This window comes from Nonomuraea sp. NPDC003709 (genome assembly GCF_040610775.1).
Lineage (GTDB): Bacteria > Actinomycetota > Actinomycetes > Streptosporangiales > Streptosporangiaceae > Nonomuraea > Nonomuraea angiospora_A.
In genome coordinates this window covers 45,904-66,770 of the sequence record NZ_JBEXMW010000029.1, presented here as the reverse complement: position 1 = coordinate 66,770, position 20,867 = coordinate 45,904, and the positions used below count along the sequence as shown (strand labels likewise).

Here is a 20,867-nt window from a genome sequence, read left to right as displayed (position 1 = left end):
ATTTCCGGATATCCCGTGAAATGCCCGGTGATGTTTCGTTTACGGCGGAGGCCTTATGTCAGGTGAGCAGCGACGTTTCCTGTCCAGACGAAACCTTCTCAGAACCGGCACCGTGGCGACGGTCTCCACAGTGGCCGCCGGGGCTCTGGCGAGCGAGGCGCTCGCGTCGGCCACGACGGTCGAAGAGACCGCCAGAGTGACCGAAATCGCGTCCGGCACGGTTACCGCCGTGGCCGAGCGCGACGGCCGTACCTTCAAGAGCGTCTCCTACACCGGGTTTCCCGAGGGCGTGCTGCCGCGCGTCGGGGACCTCGTCACCGTCACCGACCGGGTCTCCGAGCTGGGGCTCGTGGCCCTGCCCCTGTGCGCATGGACCACGGGTACGCCGAGCCGCGACAGCAAGGGCGTCGTGAGCCTCAACGGCGTCAAGGCCGCCCCCTCACAGCAGCTCAGCGCCGCGGGACAGAGCTCCGTCCTCGTCGCGCTCATGGGCACGACACTGCCGGACGCTCAGGTGCTCGACGTCAGATCGCCCAGCACCGACTGATGCCGGAACTTCTCTCCCTCCTGGTCCGGTTCGCCGCGGCCACCCTCCTCCTCTACGCCGGAACCCGAAAACTCGCCGAACCACGCGACTTCCGCCTTACCCTGGCCGCTCTTGCGGTTCCCGGGAAAGGTGTACTGGCGTACGCCGTGCCGTTACTGGAAATCGCGACCGCGATGATGCTGGCAGCAATGCCATGGCCCATGCTCACCGCTTTCATGGTGGGCGTTCTCGGGCTTTCCTTCGCGGGCGCGGGCGCCATCGCGCTGCTCGGCGGCAAGAACATCGGGTGCGCCTGCCTGGGCCGTTCTTCGCGGCCGCTGGGCGTCAGGCAGATCGCGTACCTGCCCCTGTGGGGCGCCCTGGCCGTGCTGGTGCTGGTGGACCAGAGCGGGCTGCGCGCCGAGCAGGGATTGTGGACTCTGGCAGCCCTGGCACTGGGCCTCGCCGTCCTGGCCGGGCTGCGAGTCCTCCCCCTCGCCCGGGAGAACCACGTGTTCACCCAGGCAGTCATGAACAAGGACATCTCGTGATCGCACTCACCATAGCCGTGTGCATTCTCACCATCGTCGTGTTGATCTGCGTCCTGGCGCTGGTCGACCAGTACCGCACACTCGAAGTGGTGCGCTCCGAACTGGGGCTGAACGACACCCCCGAGGCGATCGCCCTTCCCGAGGGACTGGCGACGCCGCCGTCCGCGGCCGGGCTGCCGGCCGAGTTCGACGGGCACGAGCGCCTGATCGTGCTGATCCTGTCAACGATGTGCTCCACCTGCCAGACCATCGCCAAACGGCTCCGCGGCGAGGTGCCGCACGGCGTGCGGCTCGTCATCGAAGCACGTTCGCACGAGGACGCCGAGACCTGGCTGGTCGCGGCGAGGATGCCCGCCGACAGGGTCATCGTCGACGAGGAAGCTAAGATCGCCACCGCGCTCGACATCACGGTGGCGCCCTCGGCCGTCGTGTTCCAGGACGGGAGGGCCGTGTCCGCCCAGACCATCCCGTCGTTCCGGCAACTAGAAGCGCTCCTGGCCGCGCCAGAAATCGTCACCGTCCCTGAGAGACAAGCAGGAGTGGCATGACCACCATGCAGAACGCCGAGCCGGAGACCATCCGCACGCTCAAGGACCCGCTACGCCGCGCCGGAATCTACACGGCCGCGGGCGCCATCATCGCCGGGCTGGCCACCCTCCTCCAGCCGAAGGAGGCCAAGGCCGACCCGCTCGGCTCGCCGTGCTGCGCGCTGGCGACGAGCCGGTGGTGCCCGTACCCGGTGGACCGGCCCCGCTGGTACTGCCCGTCCGGATACAAGCGCACCTACTGGACCTGCAAGGACGGCAGCAACCGCACGGTGTACTGCGGCGAGTGCACCACGTCCTCCTCGTGCTGGTCCGGCTCGTACTACTGCTCCATCTGGTACTACTGACCCCGGCATGCTGACCTACTGGGTTCTCTCCCTCGCGGCTGTGGCGGGCTTCGCCCAGCTGTACAGTCCTTGAGGCCAGTCATTCATCGGAGTGATCCGCCCCTTCGTGCAAGGGGATTCTGAACTCGGCCGGCAACGAGCCCGGTCGTTCATCCTCATCCTCACCGCCGCGCATGTCTCGACCGCGACTCTGACGGTGTTCGTCCTGTCGCAGTTGGGTCAGCTGGTCTCCGGTGTGCTTTCCACCTTCGCGGTCACCGTCATCCTGGGCGTCGCGAGTGTGGCCGGGCTGGTGGTCGACATCGTCGCGGCCGCGCGGGGACGCATGTCCTTGGGCCTGCGTCGTCAGACGGCCAAGGAACTGGCGCACACGACGGACACCTGGTGGGTGACACCGTTGCTGTGGGGCGGGGACACGGGCATCATCGGTACGACCTACCGGGTCTCGTTCACGTCGTGGGTCCTGCTGCTAGCGGCCCTGACGGGAGCGGCGCCTCCATGGCTGGGCGCGGTCTACGGCCTGGCCTTCGCGATACCGCTGATCCTTTCCGTCAGCCTCGGCGACCCGACCAGCACGGGGCTCATGCGCAGCCAGCGCATGTGGACCAACGTTCGAGGTGCGCAGATGCTCGGAATCGTCGTCATGCTGGCCCTGCCCCTGTGGACGGCCTGGACATGGTGACACGAAGTTTCCGGTCGATCATCCGAGTCGCGGCATCCGTGGCCGTCGCCGTTCTGTGCGGCGGCGGGTGCGGTGCCGCGGCCCGGCCCGACGCCGAAAGAGAGGCACCGGCGGTGTGTGACGACACCATCCGCGCGGCGAAGGAGGTTCCGCGGGAGCTCCTGGACGACGGCATCGAACGGGCCGTGGGCGAATCCGATATCTGGTTCATCGCGCCGGACGACGCCACCTGGGGCGCTTCTGTGGAACCGGCCGGCAACGGGTTCTACGCCAAACGCCCGCTATGGACATCCAGCGACAAGCCGCCGTCCGTGACGGTCACGGCGGTCGGGACGAGCGCCAAGGGAGAGGCCACGCTCAGCCCCACGTCGGAGGGACTGCCGGGGCCGCTGCCGATGGGCGTCCGCTTCCCCTCACGCGGCTGCTGGAAGATCACGGCCACCTCGGAGAAGGGCCGCGCGGAGATCATCGTCAAGATCTGACATCCCTCGAGGGCTCTCGGGGAACGAGGGTGACGCCCTCGTGCCTGAGGTCCTCGCTGATGCCGTCCAACACGCGGATGGCGACCGTCTCCGCCCAGATCCCACCCCTGGAGTCTCGTGAGCATCGACACGCTACTGGCTCGGGCGCGTACCGGGCTGCGCCGCCTATCTCCTGCCGAGGCCTGCGCCGCGGCGAGCCGTGGCACAGGCCTCATCGTGGACACCCGGCCGGAATTCCAGCGCCGCAGCGGCGGCGAGGTGCCCGGCGCCATCGTGATCGAACGCAACCATCTGGAGTGGCGGCTCGATCCGCGCTGCGACGCCCGGATCCCCGAGGCCATTTCGGCGGACATCCGCTGGATCATCCTGTGCGACGAGGGATACTCCTCCAGCCTCGCCGCCTCGTCCCTCAGGCAGATCGGGCTGGCGAACGCCACCGACGTGATCGGCGGCTTCCAGGCGTGGACCGCCGCCGGGCTCCAGGTCAGCCGGCTCGCCGCCCCTGCCCGGCCGCGAGGTCCGGGCGAACCCGGCATCGACGCGAGGCTGACATCCGCCGAGCACGCGGGTAGGTGATCGCCAACGCCCCGCACGTGGATCACGGGCGCGCCCGGGAGACCGCGGCGCGGAAACCGCCGACGAACGCGTCGTCAAACGCAAGCTGAAGAAGATCCAGTACCGGCCCCATCCGCTCACCGGGTGCCTGGCCCAGACCGGGCTCACCCTCGACACCTCGGCAAACCCATGACCGACTCTACGAATTCAACCTGTGTATCTGATCCGTGACCGGGATGGGAAGTTCCCCACTCGGATGGAGGAGATCCTCGCCGGGGCCGGCATCCAGACCGTGCTCACCGGTATCCGGATGCCGCGGATGAACGCGGTCATGGAGCGGTGGGTGCAATCGTGTCGCCGTGAGCTTCTCGACCGCTGCCTGCTGTGGAACGAAACGCCACCTGCGGCACGCCCTGCGCGAGTACGAACGGTTCTACAACCGGCACCGCGCCCATCAAGCCTTGGCCCAGGCGGCCCCGCTGCGTACCGTCCCGGATCCGATCACCGATCCAGAGCGAATCGCCGGCTTGAACATACGCCGACGAGACCGGCCACTGACATCTTTGAGTTTGTCGCAGCGTCGGCACGCCGGAGTGACCATCTGGCCTCCGGTTGACCTCGAGTCGACTCTAGGACGAATAATTCCGCCCGAGGCCCGACGTGGATGGGCAGCAGGAGAGGATGTCGCATGAAGTACCGCACGATCGGCAGCGATCCGAAGACCCGCCGTGATGTCAGTGTGCTGAGCCTGGGGGCGATGCTGTTCGGCACTGCCATCGACGAGCCGACGTCGTTCGCCATTCTCGACCGCTTCGTCGAGGCCGGCGGCAATTTCATCGACACCGCCAACAATTACGCCTACTGGGTCAATGGCACGCAGGGGGGCGAGAGCGAAGCGCTGCTCGGCCGCTGGCGGCGTAGCCGCAACGTCACCGATGAGATCGTCATCGCCACCAAGCTCGGAGGGCGGCCCAACGCTCCGGCGACCGGCCTCAGCCACGACCTTGAAGGCTTGTCCGCCCAGGTGATCCGGGAGTCTTCGGAGCGAAGCAGGGAACGGCTCGGCGTGGACAAGCTGGACCTGCTGTACGCGCACGCGTACCTCGAAGGTTCTGCGGTGCCGCTGGAGGAGACCGTCGAGGCTTTCGCGGATCTGGTTCAGGGAGGCGCTGTGGGTCTTCTCGGGGCGAGCAACCACTGGGCCTGGCGGCTCGAGCGGGCCCGGAACTTGGCGACCGCGGCAAGTCTGCCCGGTTATGAGGTCCTGCAGTATCACCACTCCTACCTGCGTCCGCGCACCGATCTGCCGACGCTGCGGTCCAAGGACGGAAACTTCGGCGTGGTCGAGGGGAACCTGCTCAGCTATCTGAGAGCCGAGCCTGGGCTCACGCTGGTCGCCTACTCGCCCCTGCTGGGCGGTGGCTACGTACGTGAGGACAAGCCGCTCGACACCGCGTTCGACCACCCCGGCACGCCCCGGCGGCTGGCGGCACTGCGGGAAGTGGCACAGGAGACCGGAGCGACCGTCAACCAGGTGGTGCTCGCCTGGCTCATGGGTGGCGAGATTCCGATGATCCCGCTGGTCGGCGCTTCGTCGGTCGAGCAGTTGGAGGAGAGCATGGCCGCGGTGGACCTGGAGTTGACGGCGGACCAACGCGCGAAACTCGACGCCGAGTACTAAACACGACTTGAGGGGAAGTAGAGCGGCGGTGCTGTACCCCGATGTCGCCATCCGCCTCTGGCCCTGTGCGCCACGGCTCACCTCGGAGTGCATTGGCAGATCACCCAACTGGGCTGGGAGACGATTCAGGGCAAGCCCAAGACCGAGGCCGGCGATCGCACCATCGCGCTGGACGCCGACACCGTCGCCGCCTTGCGTGTCCACCGCAAAGCCCAAGCGTCCGAGCGCCTGGCCGCTGGAGAAACGTGGGTGGTCAGCGGATTCGTGTTCACTGACGAGGTCGGACGGCCGTTGCACCCCAGCACGTCAGCGACCAGTTCTACCTCCTGGCCTACGAAGCGGGCCTGCTACACGACCTCCGGCACAGGGCCGCTTCACTGATGCCGGCGGCCGGGGTCGACCTGAAGATCGTGCAAGAAACCCAAACGCTCGGCAGGCTCGCCTGATCACCTTGCCGGCCCGTACCTGACGCCACTCGGCAGCCAGGCGGGCCCGCGGCTCATGTCGCGGGCCTGCCTCGTCTTGCGGGGCGAGCAACCAGCGGACTGAAAGTCTGCTCGGTCACGAGGGGAGCGCGGACGAAGCAAGCGCAGAAACCGATCTTTGACCACACGCCAACTACGGCTTGGTTGGGCGGGCCCTCGAGGCGTTCTGACTTGATCTTCGCTTGATCGTCACGCGGGTCTGGCGTGACGTTGGCGGACTAAACGATCTACCGCATCGCGCAACCCGCGCCAATGAGCAACCACCGAGCAACCAACCGTGATCAACAACGCGATCCGAGGCCGGCGAGAACCGAGGAACCCCAGGTCGAACGCGGTATTGAAGAGTAGGGCGGGTGGGACTTGAACCCACGACCCACGGATTATGAGTCGGTTCGCTTGGTGCCGCTCAGTGTCGCAGGATGACGCGCTTCGAAAGTGATGCAGAGCCTGCTTGACGAGCATGGATGTGGGTTTCGGCAGGCGCAGAGTCATAGGTCGGATTCCAGGAGGTTCAGGTCCGGCGGAACCAGGGTCGTCGACTCCACCAGGCCCCTGAGGAGGTTGTGCAGGAGCTGGTTGTCGTACGGCCGGCCGGCGTCCTTGTCGTGGAGCAGCGGGTACGGGAAGCCGCCGGCGTCGAGGCGGTGGCGGACGATCTCGATCCTGTTCTCGATGGTGCGTGCCCGCCAGCCCTCCTCCGGGCGGAGGTAGGCCAGCCGCTCCGCGGCCTGCTTGTACGTCAACGGCCGGGGCGACTCCTCGTACAGCAGATAGTGCTCACCCAGGACCACCAGGAGCAGGCGTTCCGCGTTGCTCAGATCCCAGATCCTCGGCGGGATGGTCTCGGCCCGGTGCCGGTTCGTCTGGGGCTCGCCGTCCTCGCCGGTGACGTAGAGCTCCACCAGGTGCTGCCGGTAGCCGGAGCCCCTGATGAACAGCGGGGTGTAGCCGTCGGCCAGCGGGATGGGGTCGGTCGAGGAATGCACCAGCCGGCCGCGCGGCAGGCGCAGGAGCTGCCAGCCCACGTTACGCAGCCACCACCGTTCGTCCCGGTAGGTCACCTCGGCGTGCAGGCGGCTCACCGACTGGTCGTCCACGCCGACGCTCAGGTCGACGTCGGGGCGTTCGGCGCGGCCGAAGCGCACGTTGCGACCGGGGGTAGGTCGTACCCTGATACCGCCCATGATCGTACGGGCGTGCAGCGTGCCGGGCAGGGCCGAGCCCACGCCGTGCGCGAGGCTGCCACTCATCGTTTCGCCTCCATCGGCGCTGGTCGGATGTGCGCACAAGCAGGGTCTCAGGGTTCGTCCGGACCGGTCCCAGAGATCACGATCCGCGGAGCTGGGCAGCGGCGGAGCGAGCGAGGTCGGTGGCCATCCGGCACAGCCGGTCCGTGGGGAGCGAGCCGTCGACCACGATCCGCACCTTCTCCACGGCGGTCTCGCCGCGCTGGTCAGTGTACGACCGGTAGACCACCTGGAGCAGGCAGGTCCCGCCGCCCTCGCCCTTCGGCGTGACGAAGGCCCGGTAGCCGTTGACGCGGGTGGGCGTCCCGTCGTCCTCGGTGTTTCGCAGGAGTTCGCGGTCGAACTGCAGATACACCGACGTGTCGTCGGTGGTGCTGTCCCAGGAGCACTGCCACCCACCGAACCCGGGATCGAGGTTGGCGGCGTCGATGTGTGCGTCGCCGCGCAGCAGCGCGCAGGCGTCCTTCTGGGCCAGGGAGCCGGCGGGCGGTGGCGGGGAGCGGCGTTTGATCGGGCCGCCGGCGAGCACCTGGGCCGCCGTGGTGGTGGCGGCGTCGGCGATGGCGCACAGGTCGGCTTCGCCGTCCTCCACCATGTCCGCGAAGATCTTCACGACGGTGTCATGGACGCCGGGCAGCAAGAGCGTGCGTGAGCACACCGTGCTCTCGGCGGGGTCGTGGACGATCTCGATCGGGCCCACGGTCCTGGCCGGCCGGGCCCGCTCGGGTGGCGGGTCGCGGTCGAGCAGCACCTTGACGTCGACGACGCCCTTGGCGGGCGGGAGGACGATGACGTCGCACCGGTCGAAGTTGCCGTAGTCGACGTCGAGCTCCGTCCTGCCGAACCGGCTGAGCGCGGTGGGGTCGGTCAGGGCGCACGGGTCGGCGGTGCGCGGGTCACCGATCAGGGAAGCCGATGGGCTGACCGATGGAGCGACCGTGCCGGCCGGGTGCCCTGCCGGGCCGGCTGAGGGCCTGGCCGAACTGGCCGAGCTTGCTGTGAGCGCGTCTGGGTTCCTTTCGCCCGGCGGCCGGCTCACCGTGTGGTACACCGCGTAAGCGGCGACGACAACGACCAACGCCGCGCCCGCCACGATGAACGGCCACCGCCGGGGACGGGCCGCCGCGGATCCCGCGATCTTCTCCAGCCGCCGCTGGACCTCAGCGGCGCTCGGCCGCTCCACGGGGTCACGCTGCAGCATGTCTGCCAGCAGGCCCTCCAGCGGCCCGACGTCGGCCGTCATATGGACGGCGCCACGCGCGGCCTCCCACGCAGTGACGTACGTGTCGGACTCCTCCTCGTCCGCCCCCGGCCGCGGCGGCCGCCCGGCGACCAGCGCATACAGGGTGGCGCCGAGGGAGAACACATCCGAGGTCGGCTCCGGCCGCCCCAGGACCACCTCGGGCGAGGCGTAGTCGACGGTGTAGCTGATGGCGCCGTTGGGCGTGATCGTCTCCCTGCCGCCGACCCGGTACGCGGCGCCGAAGTCGGCCAGCTTGGTCACCCCGTCGTCGGTAAGGATGATGTTGCCTGGCTTCACGTCCAGGTGCACGATGCCCTTGCCGTGCAGGGCGGCCAGCGCGCCGGCGATCTGCGCGCCGAGCCGAGCCGCCTGCTGCGGCGGCATGGGCGGGTGTTCGTCGAGGCTTCCGCCGGGCACGTGCTCCATCACCATCCACGATGCCGCCTCGCCCTCGTCCTGCACGGCGTCGTACAGGGTGACCACGTGCGGGTGGTTGAAGGCGGCCAGGGCGCGGGCCTCGGCCTGGAAACGGCTGAAGCCGGCGTTGTCCACGAGCATGCGTTTGAGCACGACATCCCGGTTGAGCAGCAGGTCGCGGGCCACCCAGACCTCTGTGGCGCGGCTGCTGACAAGGCAGGTCTCCTGGCGGTAGCGCCCGCCGACCGTCCCGCCCTGGCGCACCGTCCGTTCTCCCCTCGCCGATCAACGGGAACCTCGAATTTACTGGGTGAGCGGGGAAATACACAGCGTCTTGGTCGCCCATTTTGACGGCCTATGTCACCCGAAGTCAGCCCCGTACAGCCCAGACTGCTACGCCGGCCTCGACCCGCACCAGCTGCGCCACAGCGCCGCCACCCACCTCGGCGAAGCCAACGTGCCCCTGCAGGTCATCACCAAGGCCACTGAGGCCCTGACATCACGGCGGTGAAGACGCCGCCGCGGATGCCGAGCGCTGGGTCCGGACGGTGGGAGTCGAGTGCACCGACCGCATGCCGATCTATGGCGAGCGTCACGTGCGGTCGGAGAAACCCCAGCTCAACCATGCGCGCGAGATTTGACGCGCTACAGCACCGCGATTCCCCCTCACCGGCCGTACGGAACACCGCGCGCTCCGAACTTACGGACGTCCATGGTCGAGGGGTCAGACACAAGACGGGACCGGTCCCGAAGGTGTGGCGCTACCTTGCGTCGAACAGCGGCGATCAAGCGGGAAGGGACGTGCGGACGTGGGACTGCTGAGTTCCATAAGGGCGCAGGTACGGCAGCTACGTCACTCGAAGGAATTCCGCATCCACGCTGCGGCCTGGCCTGAGGATGCCCTGGTGGCGTTCGAGCGTCTCGTGAGGGACCGGCCCACGGAGACTCCGGACGACACTCTCCCAGGGCGCTCGGTGGCCGAGGTGGTGACGAGTATCTGGCGGCTCGATCGCCGGGTGCGGCGGCTCCCGGGGGAGACGCGGGCCGTGACCCGCTACCTGGAGATGGCCTGGGATACCTTCACCCAGGCCGGCATCAAGATCCAGGAGCACTTGAACGATCCGTTCGACCCGGGGCTCGCGCTCGAGGTGCTGTCCTACCAGCCCGCGCTCGGACTCGACCGTGACCGGGTGGTGGAGACCATCCGGCCGAGCATTTACCTGAACGATCATGTGATTCAGCGAGGAGAGGTGATCGTGGGAACCCCCGGCCCCGTCGCGAAGGAAGCCACCCCGTGACCAGGACCACGATCGGCTACGGGATCGACCTCGGTACCACCAACAGCTCGATCGCCGTGCTGAACGGCGTCGATGTCGAGGTGGTCAAGAACAACCGCCAATCAGAGATCACTCCTTCCGCCATCTGGATCGACCGAGCGGAACGGCTCCACGTCGGCGACGTCGCCAAGAAGCGCAGCGAGTTGGATCACGAGAACACCTGCATCGAGTTCAAGGCCAGGATGGGCATGACAGACCAGCCCAAGGTCTTCGCCGACGGCGGCCGGTCGATGACGCCGGAGGAGATGTCCGCTGAAGTGCTGAAGTCACTGAAGGGCGACGTAGCGCAGCGGACCGGCGATGATCTGCGGGCGGCGGTCATCACGGTGCCGGCGGCCTTCCAGTTGAGCGCTTGCGAGGCGACCAAGCAGGCCGCCAAGCTCGCCGGGCTGGAGCACGCGCCGCTGCTGCAGGAGCCCACCGCGGCCGCGCTGGCGTACGGGTTCCAGAGCACGGCTGACAACGCCTTCTGGCTGGTGTACGACCTGGGAGGCGGGACGTTCGACGCGGCCGTGGTCAATATCAGGGACGGCGAGTTCACCGTCGTCAACCACCGGGGTGACAACACCCTCGGCGGGAAGCTGATCGACTGGAAGATCGTCGAGGAGCTGTTCGTCCCGGCCCTGACGAGGGAGCACCGGTTCGCCGATCTCAGCCGGGGCAACCCGAGCTCACTCGCGACCATCAGCCAGCTCAAGCGGGCCGCGGAAGAGGCCAAGATCGAGCTGTCGCGGAGCGATTCCGCGTCGATCTCCCTCTTGCTGAAGGACGACCGTGGCGACGATATCGACTTCTTCTACGACCTGGGGCGGGCGGAGCTGGAGCGGCTCACCGAGCCGCTCATCGTGCGCTCGGTGAACCTCTGCAAGAAGGCCCTGGAGGAGCGCGGGCTCGGCGCGGCCGACATCGAGAAGGTCCTGCTGGTGGGCGGCCCCACACTGTCGCCGTACCTCCGGGAACGGCTTGCCGACCCCCGGGAGGGGCTCGGGATCCCGCTCGACCACAGCAAGGACCCCATCACGGCCGTGGCCACGGGCGCCGCCATCTTCGCCGGAACCCAACGCCTGGACGCCGTGGAGCCGCTGTCCGTCCCGCCCGCCGGTGAGTACGTAGTGGATCTGGCCTACCAGCCGGTAGGGGCGGACACCGAGCCGCTCATCGGAGGCCGGGTGTCGGGGGCGGACACAGCGGGGTTCGCGATCGAGCTGGTCAACCCGGAGGCCCGGCCGGAGTGGCGGAGCGGCAAGATCGCGCTGGACGCCGACGGGACGTTCACCACCACACTGTGGGCCGAGCGCGGGCGGGCCAACACGTTCCGCGTCGAGCTCACCGACGGCTCGGGAACCCGGCGCAAGGTGACCCCCGACCGGCTGACCTACACTGTCGGAGCCGTCGACTCCCAACCCACGCTCACCAACGCGATCGGCGTATGGCTGGAGGACCAAGGCGTGGCCTGGCTGCTCCCGAGGGGGACGCCGCTCCCGGCGCGGCGCAGGCACACGCTGCGCACCACGATCGCGCTCAGCCGGAGCCGTCTCGAGGGCTACATCCGCATCCCGATCGTGGAGGGCGAGCATTCGCGCGCCGACCGCAACCGGCGGGTCGGCCGGTTGCAGATCGATCCTGGCCAGGTCACCCGTGACGTGCCGGCGGGCAGCGAGGTGGAGTTCTCCGTGGTGGTCGACGAATCCCGGCTGGTCGTCGCCCGTGCCTACATCCCGCTCCTTGACGAGGAGTTCGAGCACGTCGTCAACCTGCGTACCGAGACGACTCCCACGCACGACGAGCTGAACAGGAAGGTGCACGCGGAGAAGCACCGGCTGCACGAGCTGCGCACGGAGGCCGGCGACCTCGGCGACGCCAGGGCCGAGACCCTGCTCGCCAGGATCGACGCGGAAGGGACCGCCAAGGACCTCGACCGGCTTGTCGATGCGGCCCGCGCCGATCCGAACGCCGCCACGGAGTGCGGCAAGCGTCTGCTCGATCTCCAGGTTGCCATCGACGACGTTGAGGAGATGGTGGAGTGGCCCAAGCTGGTCCAGGAGGCCAAGGACACGATGGCCGGCGTCCGGGACATCGTGCTGAGCATGGGCGACATGAACGACCAGCGGACCCTGACCACGTTCGAGTCCGCGATGCGGGAGGCGATCAACGCTCATGACGCCGACCTGCTCAGGAGACGTGTCGACGACCTGTACGGACTGGCGGCGGAAGTGCTGGAGAGAACGGACGAGCTCCCCCGCATCCGGTTCGACCATCTCCGGAGCCTGCTGCCTGACATGCGTGACAGGCACGAGGCCGCCCAGCTCATCGACACGGGCAGGAAGGCGATGGAGCGGGGCGACATGAGGACGGTACGCGACGTGAACCGCGAACTGGAGAGCATGCTGCCCGCGCCGCCACCGCTCGATCTGTCCAGCACCGTCGTACGCGGGTCATGAAGCAGGTGACCATGTCCCTTTCCATCACCCGCGAGCTGGTCCTGGCCCAGGCCAGGACCCTAGCACGGAGCGGTCGCCACGGCGAGGCCGTGGAGCTGCTGGAAGGTCTCCAGGAGGAGCCCAGCGTGCCCGTGCTGGACCTGCTGGCTCGCATCCACGCCCAGCAGGGCGATCTCGACCGGGCGGACCAGTGCTGGGCCGAGGCGGAGCGGCTGGCCCCAGGCGGGGCGGAGATCGCCGCCGGGCGGCGGCGGATCGCGGCCATGCGGCCCGCCGCCCGGCGGCGCGGGCTCGGCAAGGGCCTGCTCGCCACGTGCGCGGTGCTGGTCACAGGTGCGGTGCTCGTCCTGCTCGTCGATATCCGCCTGGAGACCGCCGGGCTGCGGATGTCCCGGCAGCCCGCGGCCCTGCCGACGGGCCAGGAGGTCGCCGCCCCACCGACAGTCGTGACGATCTCGCCGCCGGAGAAGCCCGACGTGCTCGCCCGCATGAGACTCGATGTGCCGGGAATCCGGGTGAGGCGGTCGCCGGGGGAGATCTCCATCGTCTTCAAAGAGGCCCTGTTCAGCCAGGGCACCGAGCTGACTCGCCGCGGTCAGGCCGTGCTCGACGGCCTGGGCAGGCGCCTGCGCCCGTACGCCAACGAGATAGACGTGGCCGTCGTCGGCCACACGGACCACGACGCGCTCCTGCCGGGCGGCGAGTACGTCAGCAACACCGACCTCGGCCTGGCCAGGGCCACCTACGTTCGCGAGATCCTCCGCACCACGTCGCGGATCCCCACGACCAGGTTCGCGCTGTCGTCCCTGGGCGGGGTCATGCCGCCGTACCGCGACGACGCTCGGAATCGTACGGTCACCCTGCGGATCTCCGGAGCCGCCGGATGAAGCTGGTGGGGCTGCGGCCGGACCTGTATCGGGAGAACGCCTTCCGGATCACGGGGCTCCCGGTGCGCGCGACGACACGCGACATCCGGAGGCACACAGAGAAACTGCGCCTCATGGAGAGCCTCGGCAGGTCCGGCGCGAGCGAGGGGATACTGCCGCCCGCGCAACCCCCTGACGAGGACGCGCGGCAACGGGCCGCACAGCGGCTCAGGGATCCGGTGTCCCGGCTGGTGGACGAGCTGTTCTGGCTGTGGCCGATGGCCAACGGCGAGATCGACGCCGCCATGGCCGCCCTGCTCAAGGGCGAGCCGTACGACGCGCTCCGCGTGTGGGAGCGCACGACGAAGCGGCCCGCCAAGGCCATCGCGGTGCACAACATCGCGGTGTTGTCACACGTTTGGGCGCTTGACGCGGACAGGCTGGACGCCGACGCCATACGGCTGTGGAAGCGGGCTTACAAGTGCTGGGCCGAGGTGATTGCCGACGACTCCTTCTGGGACCTGATGCGGGCACGGGCCAAGGAGCTCGACGATCCGCGGCTGACCGCGGGCACGGTCCGCCGGATACGCGAGGATCTGCCTGCTGCCCTGCTGGCAATCAACGCCCAACTGGCGGTCGCAGCCGCACGGGACGGGCAGCTCAAGGACTCACACGGGCACATCAGCGGCATGCGTGCGTCCGGATTCGCGTCCGAGCTGGTCGACGAGGCCCTGCACGGCGCGGTGGAGCACGAGAAGTCCAGGATCAAGATGCTGTGCGAGAACGCGGGGCAGGCCGTCAGAGCGGCCCCTGGACGTGGGGACGAGCTGGCCGAGCGGCTCCTCGATGAGGCCAAGCCCCTTCTCAGAGTGGTGGCCGGCGTGCTGCCCGACGATCACCGGGTGGTGCGGGACGCCGGTGACGACATGGCCCTGACAGTTCTCGGCTGCGTCGTGGCCTACGTCAACACGGCCAAGGGGTATCAGCGATCTCTGGACCTTCTCCAGCCTGCCCTCGCCCTGGCGAACACGGAATCGGTCCGTGACCGCGTGCAGGAGAACGTCGACATCATTCGCGACAACCTCTCCTATGCCTCCTGCTTCTTCTGCGGACAGGACGCCGACAAGGCGTGTGCGCTGAAACTGCCTATGCACGGTGACGTCAACCGTGAGACCGCGCACTACCAGACTCGGATAACCTGGCGGACGGTTACGGTCCACGTGCCGCGCTGCCGCCGGTGCAGGAGGAAGCGCGGCTGGAGAATCGCCGGGTCCGTGCTGATCGGACCCTTGGCCGCGGTTACGGTCGTCGCGTTCTTGATGGACGCGATCGCCCTAAGCACCGTCCTGATCGCGGTCGGAATCTTCGTGGCGAGCTGGCTGATCGCGGGTTCGCGCCGCGACCTCACCGAGTTCGGGCCGGTCAAGGAGCTGTACGCCAAGGGTTGGCGGCCCGGTGACCGTCCGTCGGAGGCCGGACGCTAGCCAACCATGCCGGTTACCTACGGGACAGAGCCGTTGACCTGGACACGCCCGCGCGGCGGGGTCGCCGAACTGCGCCGGGTGGCTGCCGACAGGTTCACGAATTCTGCGGAGTTTCATCCGAGGAGCGTTGATCGGGACCGATCAGAGCTTTGGCATGTCGAACAGCACGGTCGCTGCGGTGATAACGGGTTGGACGGCGTTGAGGATAGGGCTTGAGCTGCCATCTGCGGCGGCCGGTGGTCTCGTCGAGCAGGTAGGCGTAGGTCTGGACGATGTGGACTTGGCAGCCTGCGGGGTCGAAGTGGGAGACGTGGAGGCCGGCGATTTCACCCCGACGCAGGCCGGTGGCCATTTCAGTGACGATGAACAGCGCGGTGTCGGGTCGATGTCGTGGACGGCTGTGAGATGGATGCCCACCTCGGGACCGTAGAGGACGGCTGGAGTAGTTGCCGGTGCGGTCGGCAGACGAAGCCGGTGCAGGGCGAGGAAGTCAGCAGGGGAGGCTCGCCGTCCTCGCCTTGCTGCAGGGCTGCCTGGAAGATGAGGCGAGCCTGCTTCTCGCCACCGGCCGCAGCACGTGCGGGGAGATACGGCCGGTCTTCTTCACCGGGATGTTGTTCGCTCGTGCGACTTGTTCATCGGATAGTCCGGAGCGGCGCTGGTGTTGGTTACCGGCGGAGGGTTTGGTGAGCATCCATTCCACCCATTCGCGCAGCACGCGGCGAGTGACTTGGTCGAGGGGAAGGTGGCCGAAGCGGGGGAAGACGTGGCGCGTTGGGTGGGGGAGGCGCCGAGGCGGGTGGCGTAGTTGTGGCGGGCGTACACTACGAGCGAGTTTTGGCACGGGACACCCATGCGCCCGCTCCGGCCCAGGCGGCGACTTCGGCCGAGTGGTCAGACGTTCTGTTGTTCTGCGAGCCGGTCGCGCTGACGCTGGCCGTAGGCCGCTTTGCGAACGGTCCCGTCGTCCTCGAGCCCGGAGCCGAAGGCGCCGCCCACCATCGCGCTGGAGGTCAGGAACCAGGCCAGCGCCAGGTAGTCGGTGACGCCCCATCGATGGTTCAGCGTCTCCGAGAGCGGGGCGGGGACCAGCACAAGCGCGCCGACCCCGGTGAGAACCACGAACAGCACCGCGTAAAGGCAGAGCACGCCCAGTGTGATGGTGATCAGGGTGACGGTGTTGTAGAGGTGGGCACGGGCCTTGGGCACCCTGCCGCCGGGACGCTCCCACAACTCGTGGTCGACGATGATCCATGCGGCGAGAGCGAGGATGGACAGCACCATGATCAGCGACTGCCGCCAGGTGTCCAGCGCGATGGAGAGCTGCCAGGCGGTGTCGTTGATCACGCCGAACGCGGCGGTGGCGAACACGCCCGCCAGCGCCCGTGACAACGAGGTGAACAGCCGCCATGGGCGGTTGGCCCGCACCATGCCGGCGAGCAGGCGCACCCGCCCGCGCAGGCCGGGCATGCCGTAGCGATCGGGGACGACCCGGCCGGGCTCGGTGTCTCCTTCCACCCTACGGCCGATCGCGGGGAGGCGGTCACGGCCGGTGGGCGGGAGGACTAGCAGGCCGACGACGTTAACCACGGCCTCCAAGGTCCGACCGACCAGGTGAAAGGTGCCGAGGGCGGGCAACGACAGCAGGGCGACGCGGTCGCCGGTGCTGACCTCCGCGCTCACCGCGTCCAGGCCCAGCCGGCGAGGGAGGTCGGTGAGGAATATCCCGACGTCCCAGCCGGACTCGGGCAGGTGCGGGCGGACAGCGGTGAGCATGGCTGAGATGTCGACCTGCTCTTCCGCCGCCAGGGGAGCGGTGTACGCGCGCACCTGCCAGTCGAAGCCCGGGCCGAGCCGCTCCCGCAACCGGCCGGGTAGGTCGCGCGCCACCCTCACAGCCAGCTCGGTGGGCAGGTCAGGATCGGCGACCAGGGCGATACGCATGTCCAGGCCCTACCCCGAGCGGATCGCCCTGACCAGGAGTTACTGGCCCAGGCCGGTGACGAGATTGATGGCCACGGCCAGGATGCCGGTGCTGAAGAAGTAGGACAGCAGGGCGTGCGCGAGGGCTACCTTGCGGATATGCGTGCTGACCACACGGTTGTCGGTGACGCCGAAGGTCACGCCGATCGTGAACGCGAGGTAGGCGAAGTCGCTGTACGCCGGCGGATCCTCCTGCCCGAAGTCGATGCCGCCGTCCTCGTCCACGTAGTAGAGCCTGGCGTACTTGAAGGCGAACACCGTGTTCACCAGGCCCCACGACACGACGACCGTCACCATGCTCAGGATGACCAGGGCCGTCGTCAGCGGGGTGTGACTGGCGGTGCGGACCAGGGCGAGCGCGACCGCCCCCAGGCTGGCCACCGCGCCGATCAGCACGCCGGTGTCGGTGGAGCGAGCGTCGCCCTCCTCCTTGGCCAACCGCTTGGTGTCATGGTGATCCTTGGGCCAGCTGATCAGCCACACCCAGACCAGGCCCACCGTCGCGGCCACACCCCAGCCGAGCAGCGGCGACAACTCCGGGACCCCCAGCCGCCAGGCACCGGCCGCCATGACGACCCCGGCCCCCAGAGACGTCAGCACGCGCCTCACCGACATGACGCGCTTCCCCTCGCGTCCCCTGGACCCAGACCTCACCGCTCCAACATCCCAACGAGCCCCCGCAGCCAAGGTACCCCGGCCGATGTAGTCGCCAATCGGAGTTCAGGCCGGCGATCAGGGCAGGATCGAGGCCAAATCCTTCGGCATGGTGGACTTCACGTCCTCCCACTCGCCATCGGTAATGTGCTTCCTGAGCGCTTGCAAAACCTTCTTGACCAGGTCCTCCTCGCTCTCCTGGAGGTCGAAGGCCAGTTCGCCGCAGACGCGGTGGAGGAACTCCTCGCGATCGGCCTTGACCGGCACGGTGCTCGGCCGCCAGCCGTCGTAGTAGACCCCGCGGATCAGCAGCGGCAACTGGGCAGCGAGGTGGGCGCTCTCGTCCACGGTCAGCCGGTCGCGCAGGGCGTGCAGCACGGCGCGCAGGGCGGCGTAGGACTGGTTGCGGTGCTCGGGAGTCCAGCCGTGCGCCTCCTCGATCTCTCGCAGCACGCGGTTCGTTTTGTCGACCGTACGGTTGAACGGCGCATAACCGGTCTCCGCCATCTCCTTCACCCCTTCCTTACATCCTCGGGCAGGCCTCGGCTCAAGGCTCAGCGCGGCGGACGGGAGGTCACATCCCCCAGCCGGGTAGTGGTCCCCCGCGGGTGTGAAAGATCTTGGCGGGCTTGGGATTCACCGTTCCCCGTCGTGGCAGGCGGCCCATGGGGGGACAGCATGCGGGGACGCGATCGGGAGTGGCGTCACGTCGATGGCCTGCTGCGGGGCCTGCGGCGAGGTGGGGGCGGGACGCTGCTGGTGGACGGCGAGCCGGGGTCGGGGAAGAGCCGGCTGCTGGCCGAAGCCGTCGCCGAGGCGTCCGAACGCGGCATCGGGGTCGTCCACGGCAGGGTGGAGGAGCTGGGCGAGGTCGCCCCGTGCGGCATGTTGCTGGAGGCCCTCGATCTGCGCTCTGAGCCGGAATCGGGCGACGCCGCCGCCCGTTTCGGTCCGCCGGTCCTGGAGCGGCTGCGGGCAGGGTTCGAGCAGCTGGCCACATCACCGGTGCTGGCCGCGCTCGACGACCTGCAACGGGCGGACCCGGTGACGCTGAGGACGTTGCACTGCCTGCACGACCGGCTGGCCAACTGGCCCATCGGCTGGATGATGAGCCGCTCGACAGTGCCGGACGGGGGCCAGGCCGTGTCGCTGTTCGACATCCTGGAGCGGGAGGGGGCCGACAGGGTGACGCTCGCGCCGCTGTCACCGGACGCGGTCGCGGCGCTGACGCAGGACACGCTCGGGCGGTCGCCGGACCCGGCGACGCGGGCGCTGGCGGCGGCCGCCGGAGGCAATCCGCTGCTGATCACCGAGCTGTTCGCGGGGCTGCGCGAGGAAGGGCTGCTGGGGGACGCGGCGCGGGCCCGCGTGCCCGACCGGCTGCGGATGGTGGTGCGGCGCTGGATCGGCACGCTGAGCGCGGAGGCCAGGAGCCTGATGGAGACGATCGCAGTGCTGGGCCGTTCGTTGTCGCTGGAGCACGCCGCGTCGCTGCTGGACACCACGCCCGCCGCGCTGCTCCCGGTGACGGAGGAGGCCACGGCCGCGGGCATCCTCCTCGTGACCGAGCACGGCCTCACCTTCCGTCACGAACTCGTCGGGGGCGTCGTCGCCGCGGGCATCCCCGCATCGGTGCGGCAGACCCTGCTCGACCAGTCCGGCGTTCTCATGGGCTCTGAGCGGCCGGGGTCGGCCGGCCTGCTCACCGGCCCGGCCTCCTCCGACATAGACGCGGCGGTCGCCAGTGGCCGGCTGGACGAGGCCGAGCAGATGGTGCGTGGCCGCCTCGCCGAGCACGGCTCCGTGTACGGGGTGGCCGAACTGCGCTGCCTGCTCGCGGACACCATGTACCTGACGGGCCGGGGTGAGGAGGCGATCCGCGAGGCCGAGACGGTGCTGGCGGTGCCGGGCCTCCCCCGCCACGTACGCGAGCGGGCGACCCTCGTGCATCTGTACGCCACGGTGCGCCTGCGGGAGGACGCCGGCTCGCGGTCGTTCGCGCAGGAGGTCATCGACGGAACGGATCGATACGGTCCCGCGGCCAGGACCGCCGCGCTGGTCGCCCTGGCCACCGCCGAGCGGCACGAGGGCAGGCTCACGGCCGCGCTGGCCCTGGCGGAGAGCGCCGGACGGCTGGCCGCCGCCGACGCGCCCGAGGACCGCCGCTACGAGGCCTGCCTGGCCACCGTCGCCGTGCTCGTCGACATCCACCGGCTGGACGAGGCACGGACGATGCTCCGCCAGGCACGCAAGGACATGTTCGGCCACGGTCATCTGGCCTGGGCGGCGGACGCCTCGGCGCTGGAGGCCCGCCTGGAGCTGCTCGCGGGCCGTTTCGATGACGCGGTCACCCAGGCGAACAGGGCCCTGGACCTGGCCGGTGCGCTCATCACGCCGCTGTCGGCTGCGGCGGCCCGCGCCGTGCTCGCCGCAGTCGCGCTGCGGCGCGGCGACCTGCAGGGGGTGGCGCATCACGTCGCGGAACAGCCCGGGGGCACGGCCGAGGCTCGCTTCCGGCACGCCTTGCTGTCCGCGCAGCTCGCGGAGGCACGAGACGGGCCGCGCAGCGCCATGCCCCTGCTCGCAGAGCTGCCCCGCCCGCTGCTGCTCAGCATGGAGCCCGCCGCCGGCCCCTGGATGGTCCGGGTCGCCCTGGCCGCCGGCGACCGGGCGGCGGCCGAGCACGTGGTGGCCGCCGCCGAGGCCCTCGGCCGGGCCAACCATGAGTTTCCCACGCTTGCCGCCGCCGCGGCGCATGCCAGGGGCCTGCTCGACGGGGATCGCGACGAGCTGGCCCTGGCCGCCGGGCGGACCGAGGACGTGTGGGCGCGGGCCTCCGCCGAGGAGGATCTCGGCATGCTGCTCTCCGCCGCCGGGCAGCGCGTGGCGGCGGCCGAGAGCCTGGACCGCGCCTTGGGCCTGTATCACGACATCGGCGCCCTGCGGGACTCCGCGCGCATCCGCCAGAGACTGCGCGGAATGGGGGTACGCCACCGCCACTGGAGCTACGCCGAACGCCCGGTCTCCGGCTGGGACAGCCTGACAGAGACCGAGCACGCCATCTCGTTGCTTGCGGCGGACGGATGGACCAACCCGCAGATAGCCGAACAGATGTTCATCAGTGTGCACACGGTCGCGTTCCACCTGAGGCACGTCTTCCGCAAGCTGAGCATCAGATCCCGGGTCGAGCTCGCGCGGCTCGCGACGGAGCAGTCGAGGGACGCCTCGCCCGGCGGCGGCCGCGGCGCACGGGTCGCACGGAGTCGCGGCGATGACTACTCGGCTGGGGGATGTGCCCGCGAGACGCCTGGGCCAGGTTCGGAAATGTAGGTTGTTACATT

At 69.1% G+C, this 20,867-nt stretch carries 19 protein-coding genes; 13 read left to right on the top strand and 6 right to left on the bottom strand.

Annotated elements, in window-relative coordinates:
• Positions 1 to 112: 112 nt before the first annotated feature.
• The 8 genes from ABZX61_RS54725 (at position 113) to ABZX61_RS54690 (ending at position 5,369) form a co-directional block, all read left to right on the top strand.
• Positions 113 to 547, top strand: coding sequence for a hypothetical protein (locus ABZX61_RS54725; protein WP_355208305.1), 435 nt, complete (start codon positions 113 to 115; stop codon positions 545 to 547).
• Positions 547 to 1,077, top strand: coding sequence for a MauE/DoxX family redox-associated membrane protein (locus tag ABZX61_RS54720; protein ID WP_355208302.1), 531 nt, complete (start codon positions 547 to 549; stop codon positions 1,075 to 1,077). Before ABZX61_RS54725 ends, ABZX61_RS54720 begins: the two co-directional genes overlap by 1 nt.
• Positions 1,074 to 1,625 (top strand): hypothetical protein, encoded by a 552-nt coding sequence (locus ABZX61_RS54715; RefSeq protein ID WP_355208299.1) that lies wholly within the window; start codon positions 1,074 to 1,076, stop codon positions 1,623 to 1,625. Before ABZX61_RS54720 ends, ABZX61_RS54715 begins: the two co-directional genes overlap by 4 nt.
• A complete protein-coding gene (locus ABZX61_RS54710) occupies positions 1,622 to 1,969 on the top strand; it encodes a hypothetical protein (RefSeq protein ID WP_350738640.1) in 348 nt (115 codons plus the stop codon). The genes ABZX61_RS54715 and ABZX61_RS54710 overlap by 4 nt, the downstream gene beginning before the upstream one ends.
• Before the next feature lie 91 nt (positions 1,970 to 2,060).
• Positions 2,061 to 2,651, top strand: coding sequence for a hypothetical protein (locus ABZX61_RS54705; protein ID WP_350738643.1), 591 nt, complete (start codon positions 2,061 to 2,063; stop codon positions 2,649 to 2,651).
• 113 nt (positions 2,652 to 2,764) lie between these two features.
• Positions 2,765 to 3,133, top strand: a complete 369-nt coding sequence (locus tag ABZX61_RS54700) for a hypothetical protein (RefSeq protein ID WP_350738645.1) — start codon at positions 2,765 to 2,767, stop codon at positions 3,131 to 3,133.
• 117 nt (positions 3,134 to 3,250) lie between these two features.
• Positions 3,251 to 3,709, top strand: coding sequence for a rhodanese-like domain-containing protein (locus tag ABZX61_RS54695; RefSeq protein WP_319713232.1), 459 nt, complete (start codon positions 3,251 to 3,253; stop codon positions 3,707 to 3,709).
• A 667-nt stretch (positions 3,710 to 4,376) separates the two neighbouring features.
• Complete coding sequence (locus ABZX61_RS54690; protein WP_355208293.1) at positions 4,377 to 5,369, top strand: aldo/keto reductase; 993 nt, start codon at positions 4,377 to 4,379, stop codon at positions 5,367 to 5,369.
• Positions 5,370 to 6,342: 973 nt separating this feature from the next.
• Here the strand turns inward: ABZX61_RS54690 and ABZX61_RS54685 are convergent.
• Positions 6,343 to 7,104 carry an FHA domain-containing protein gene (locus ABZX61_RS54685; RefSeq protein WP_355208290.1) on the bottom strand — a complete coding sequence of 254 codons (762 nt, stop codon included), beginning with the start codon at positions 7,102 to 7,104 and terminating at the stop codon, positions 6,343 to 6,345.
• Between the two features lie 76 nt (positions 7,105 to 7,180).
• Positions 7,181 to 9,025: a serine/threonine-protein kinase gene (locus ABZX61_RS54680; RefSeq protein ID WP_355208287.1), complete on the bottom strand. Its 1,845-nt coding sequence runs from the start codon at positions 9,023 to 9,025 to the stop codon at positions 7,181 to 7,183.
• A 710-nt stretch (positions 9,026 to 9,735) separates the two neighbouring features.
• On the opposite strand from ABZX61_RS54680, the gene ABZX61_RS54675 reads away from it, so the two are divergent.
• The 4 genes from ABZX61_RS54675 to ABZX61_RS54660 are packed head-to-tail and all read left to right on the top strand — an operon-like array spanning position 9,736 to position 14,889.
• Entirely contained in the window at positions 9,736 to 10,059 is a 324-nt protein-coding gene (locus ABZX61_RS54675) for a hypothetical protein (protein WP_355208284.1), read from the top strand.
• Positions 10,056 to 12,539 (top strand): Hsp70 family protein, encoded by a 2,484-nt coding sequence (locus ABZX61_RS54670; RefSeq protein ID WP_355208281.1) that lies wholly within the window; start codon positions 10,056 to 10,058, stop codon positions 12,537 to 12,539. Before ABZX61_RS54675 ends, ABZX61_RS54670 begins: the two co-directional genes overlap by 4 nt.
• 11 nt (positions 12,540 to 12,550) lie before the next feature.
• Complete coding sequence (locus ABZX61_RS54665) at positions 12,551 to 13,426, top strand: OmpA family protein (protein WP_355208278.1); 876 nt, start codon at positions 12,551 to 12,553, stop codon at positions 13,424 to 13,426.
• A complete protein-coding gene (locus ABZX61_RS54660) occupies positions 13,423 to 14,889 on the top strand; it encodes a hypothetical protein (RefSeq protein WP_355208275.1) in 1,467 nt (488 codons plus the stop codon). The genes ABZX61_RS54665 and ABZX61_RS54660 overlap by 4 nt, the downstream gene beginning before the upstream one ends.
• A gap of 94 nt (positions 14,890 to 14,983) precedes the next feature.
• Here ABZX61_RS54660 and ABZX61_RS54655 read toward each other — a convergent pair whose 3' ends face one another.
• From ABZX61_RS54655 to ABZX61_RS54640, 4 genes are all read right to left on the bottom strand, one after another.
• The gene (locus ABZX61_RS54655) at positions 14,984 to 15,241 is read right to left on the bottom strand and encodes a hypothetical protein (protein ID WP_355208272.1); all 258 of its coding nucleotides are present in this window, start codon (positions 15,239 to 15,241) and stop codon (positions 14,984 to 14,986) included.
• Between the two features lie 542 nt (positions 15,242 to 15,783).
• A complete protein-coding gene (locus ABZX61_RS54650) occupies positions 15,784 to 16,833 on the bottom strand; it encodes a hypothetical protein (protein WP_355208269.1) in 1,050 nt (349 codons plus the stop codon).
• Positions 16,834 to 16,872: 39 nt separating this feature from the next.
• Entirely contained in the window at positions 16,873 to 17,472 is a 600-nt protein-coding gene (locus ABZX61_RS54645; protein ID WP_355208266.1) for a DUF1345 domain-containing protein, read from the bottom strand.
• Between the two features lie 132 nt (positions 17,473 to 17,604).
• A complete protein-coding gene (locus ABZX61_RS54640) occupies positions 17,605 to 18,033 on the bottom strand; it encodes a DUF2267 domain-containing protein (protein ID WP_355208264.1) in 429 nt (142 codons plus the stop codon).
• Between the two features lie 171 nt (positions 18,034 to 18,204).
• On the opposite strand from ABZX61_RS54640, the gene ABZX61_RS54635 reads away from it, so the two are divergent.
• The gene (locus tag ABZX61_RS54635; RefSeq protein WP_355208262.1) at positions 18,205 to 20,856 is read left to right on the top strand and encodes an AAA family ATPase; all 2,652 of its coding nucleotides are present in this window, start codon (positions 18,205 to 18,207) and stop codon (positions 20,854 to 20,856) included.
• The last annotated feature ends 11 nt before the right edge of the window (positions 20,857 to 20,867 follow it).

Coding starts and splice junctions, on each gene's coding strand:
- ABZX61_RS54720 (WP_355208302.1), top strand. CDS start 547: ATGCCGGAACTTCTCTCCCTCCTGGTCCGGTTCGCCGCGGCCACCCTC.
- ABZX61_RS54710 (WP_350738640.1), top strand. CDS start 1,622: ATGACCACCATGCAGAACGCCGAGCCGGAGACCATCCGCACGCTCAAG.
- ABZX61_RS54690 (WP_355208293.1), top strand. CDS start 4,377: ATGAAGTACCGCACGATCGGCAGCGATCCGAAGACCCGCCGTGATGTC.
- ABZX61_RS54685 (WP_355208290.1), bottom strand. CDS start 7,104: ATGAGTGGCAGCCTCGCGCACGGCGTGGGCTCGGCCCTGCCCGGCACG.
- ABZX61_RS54665 (WP_355208278.1), top strand. CDS start 12,551: ATGTCCCTTTCCATCACCCGCGAGCTGGTCCTGGCCCAGGCCAGGACC.
- ABZX61_RS54660 (WP_355208275.1), top strand. CDS start 13,423: ATGAAGCTGGTGGGGCTGCGGCCGGACCTGTATCGGGAGAACGCCTTC.
- ABZX61_RS54655 (WP_355208272.1), bottom strand. CDS start 15,241: ATGGCCACCGGCCTGCGTCGGGGTGAAATCGCCGGCCTCCACGTCTCC.
- ABZX61_RS54650 (WP_355208269.1), bottom strand. CDS start 16,833: ATGCGTATCGCCCTGGTCGCCGATCCTGACCTGCCCACCGAGCTGGCT.
- ABZX61_RS54640 (WP_355208264.1), bottom strand. CDS start 18,033: ATGGCGGAGACCGGTTATGCGCCGTTCAACCGTACGGTCGACAAAACG.
- ABZX61_RS54635 (WP_355208262.1), top strand. CDS start 18,205: ATGCGGGGACGCGATCGGGAGTGGCGTCACGTCGATGGCCTGCTGCGG.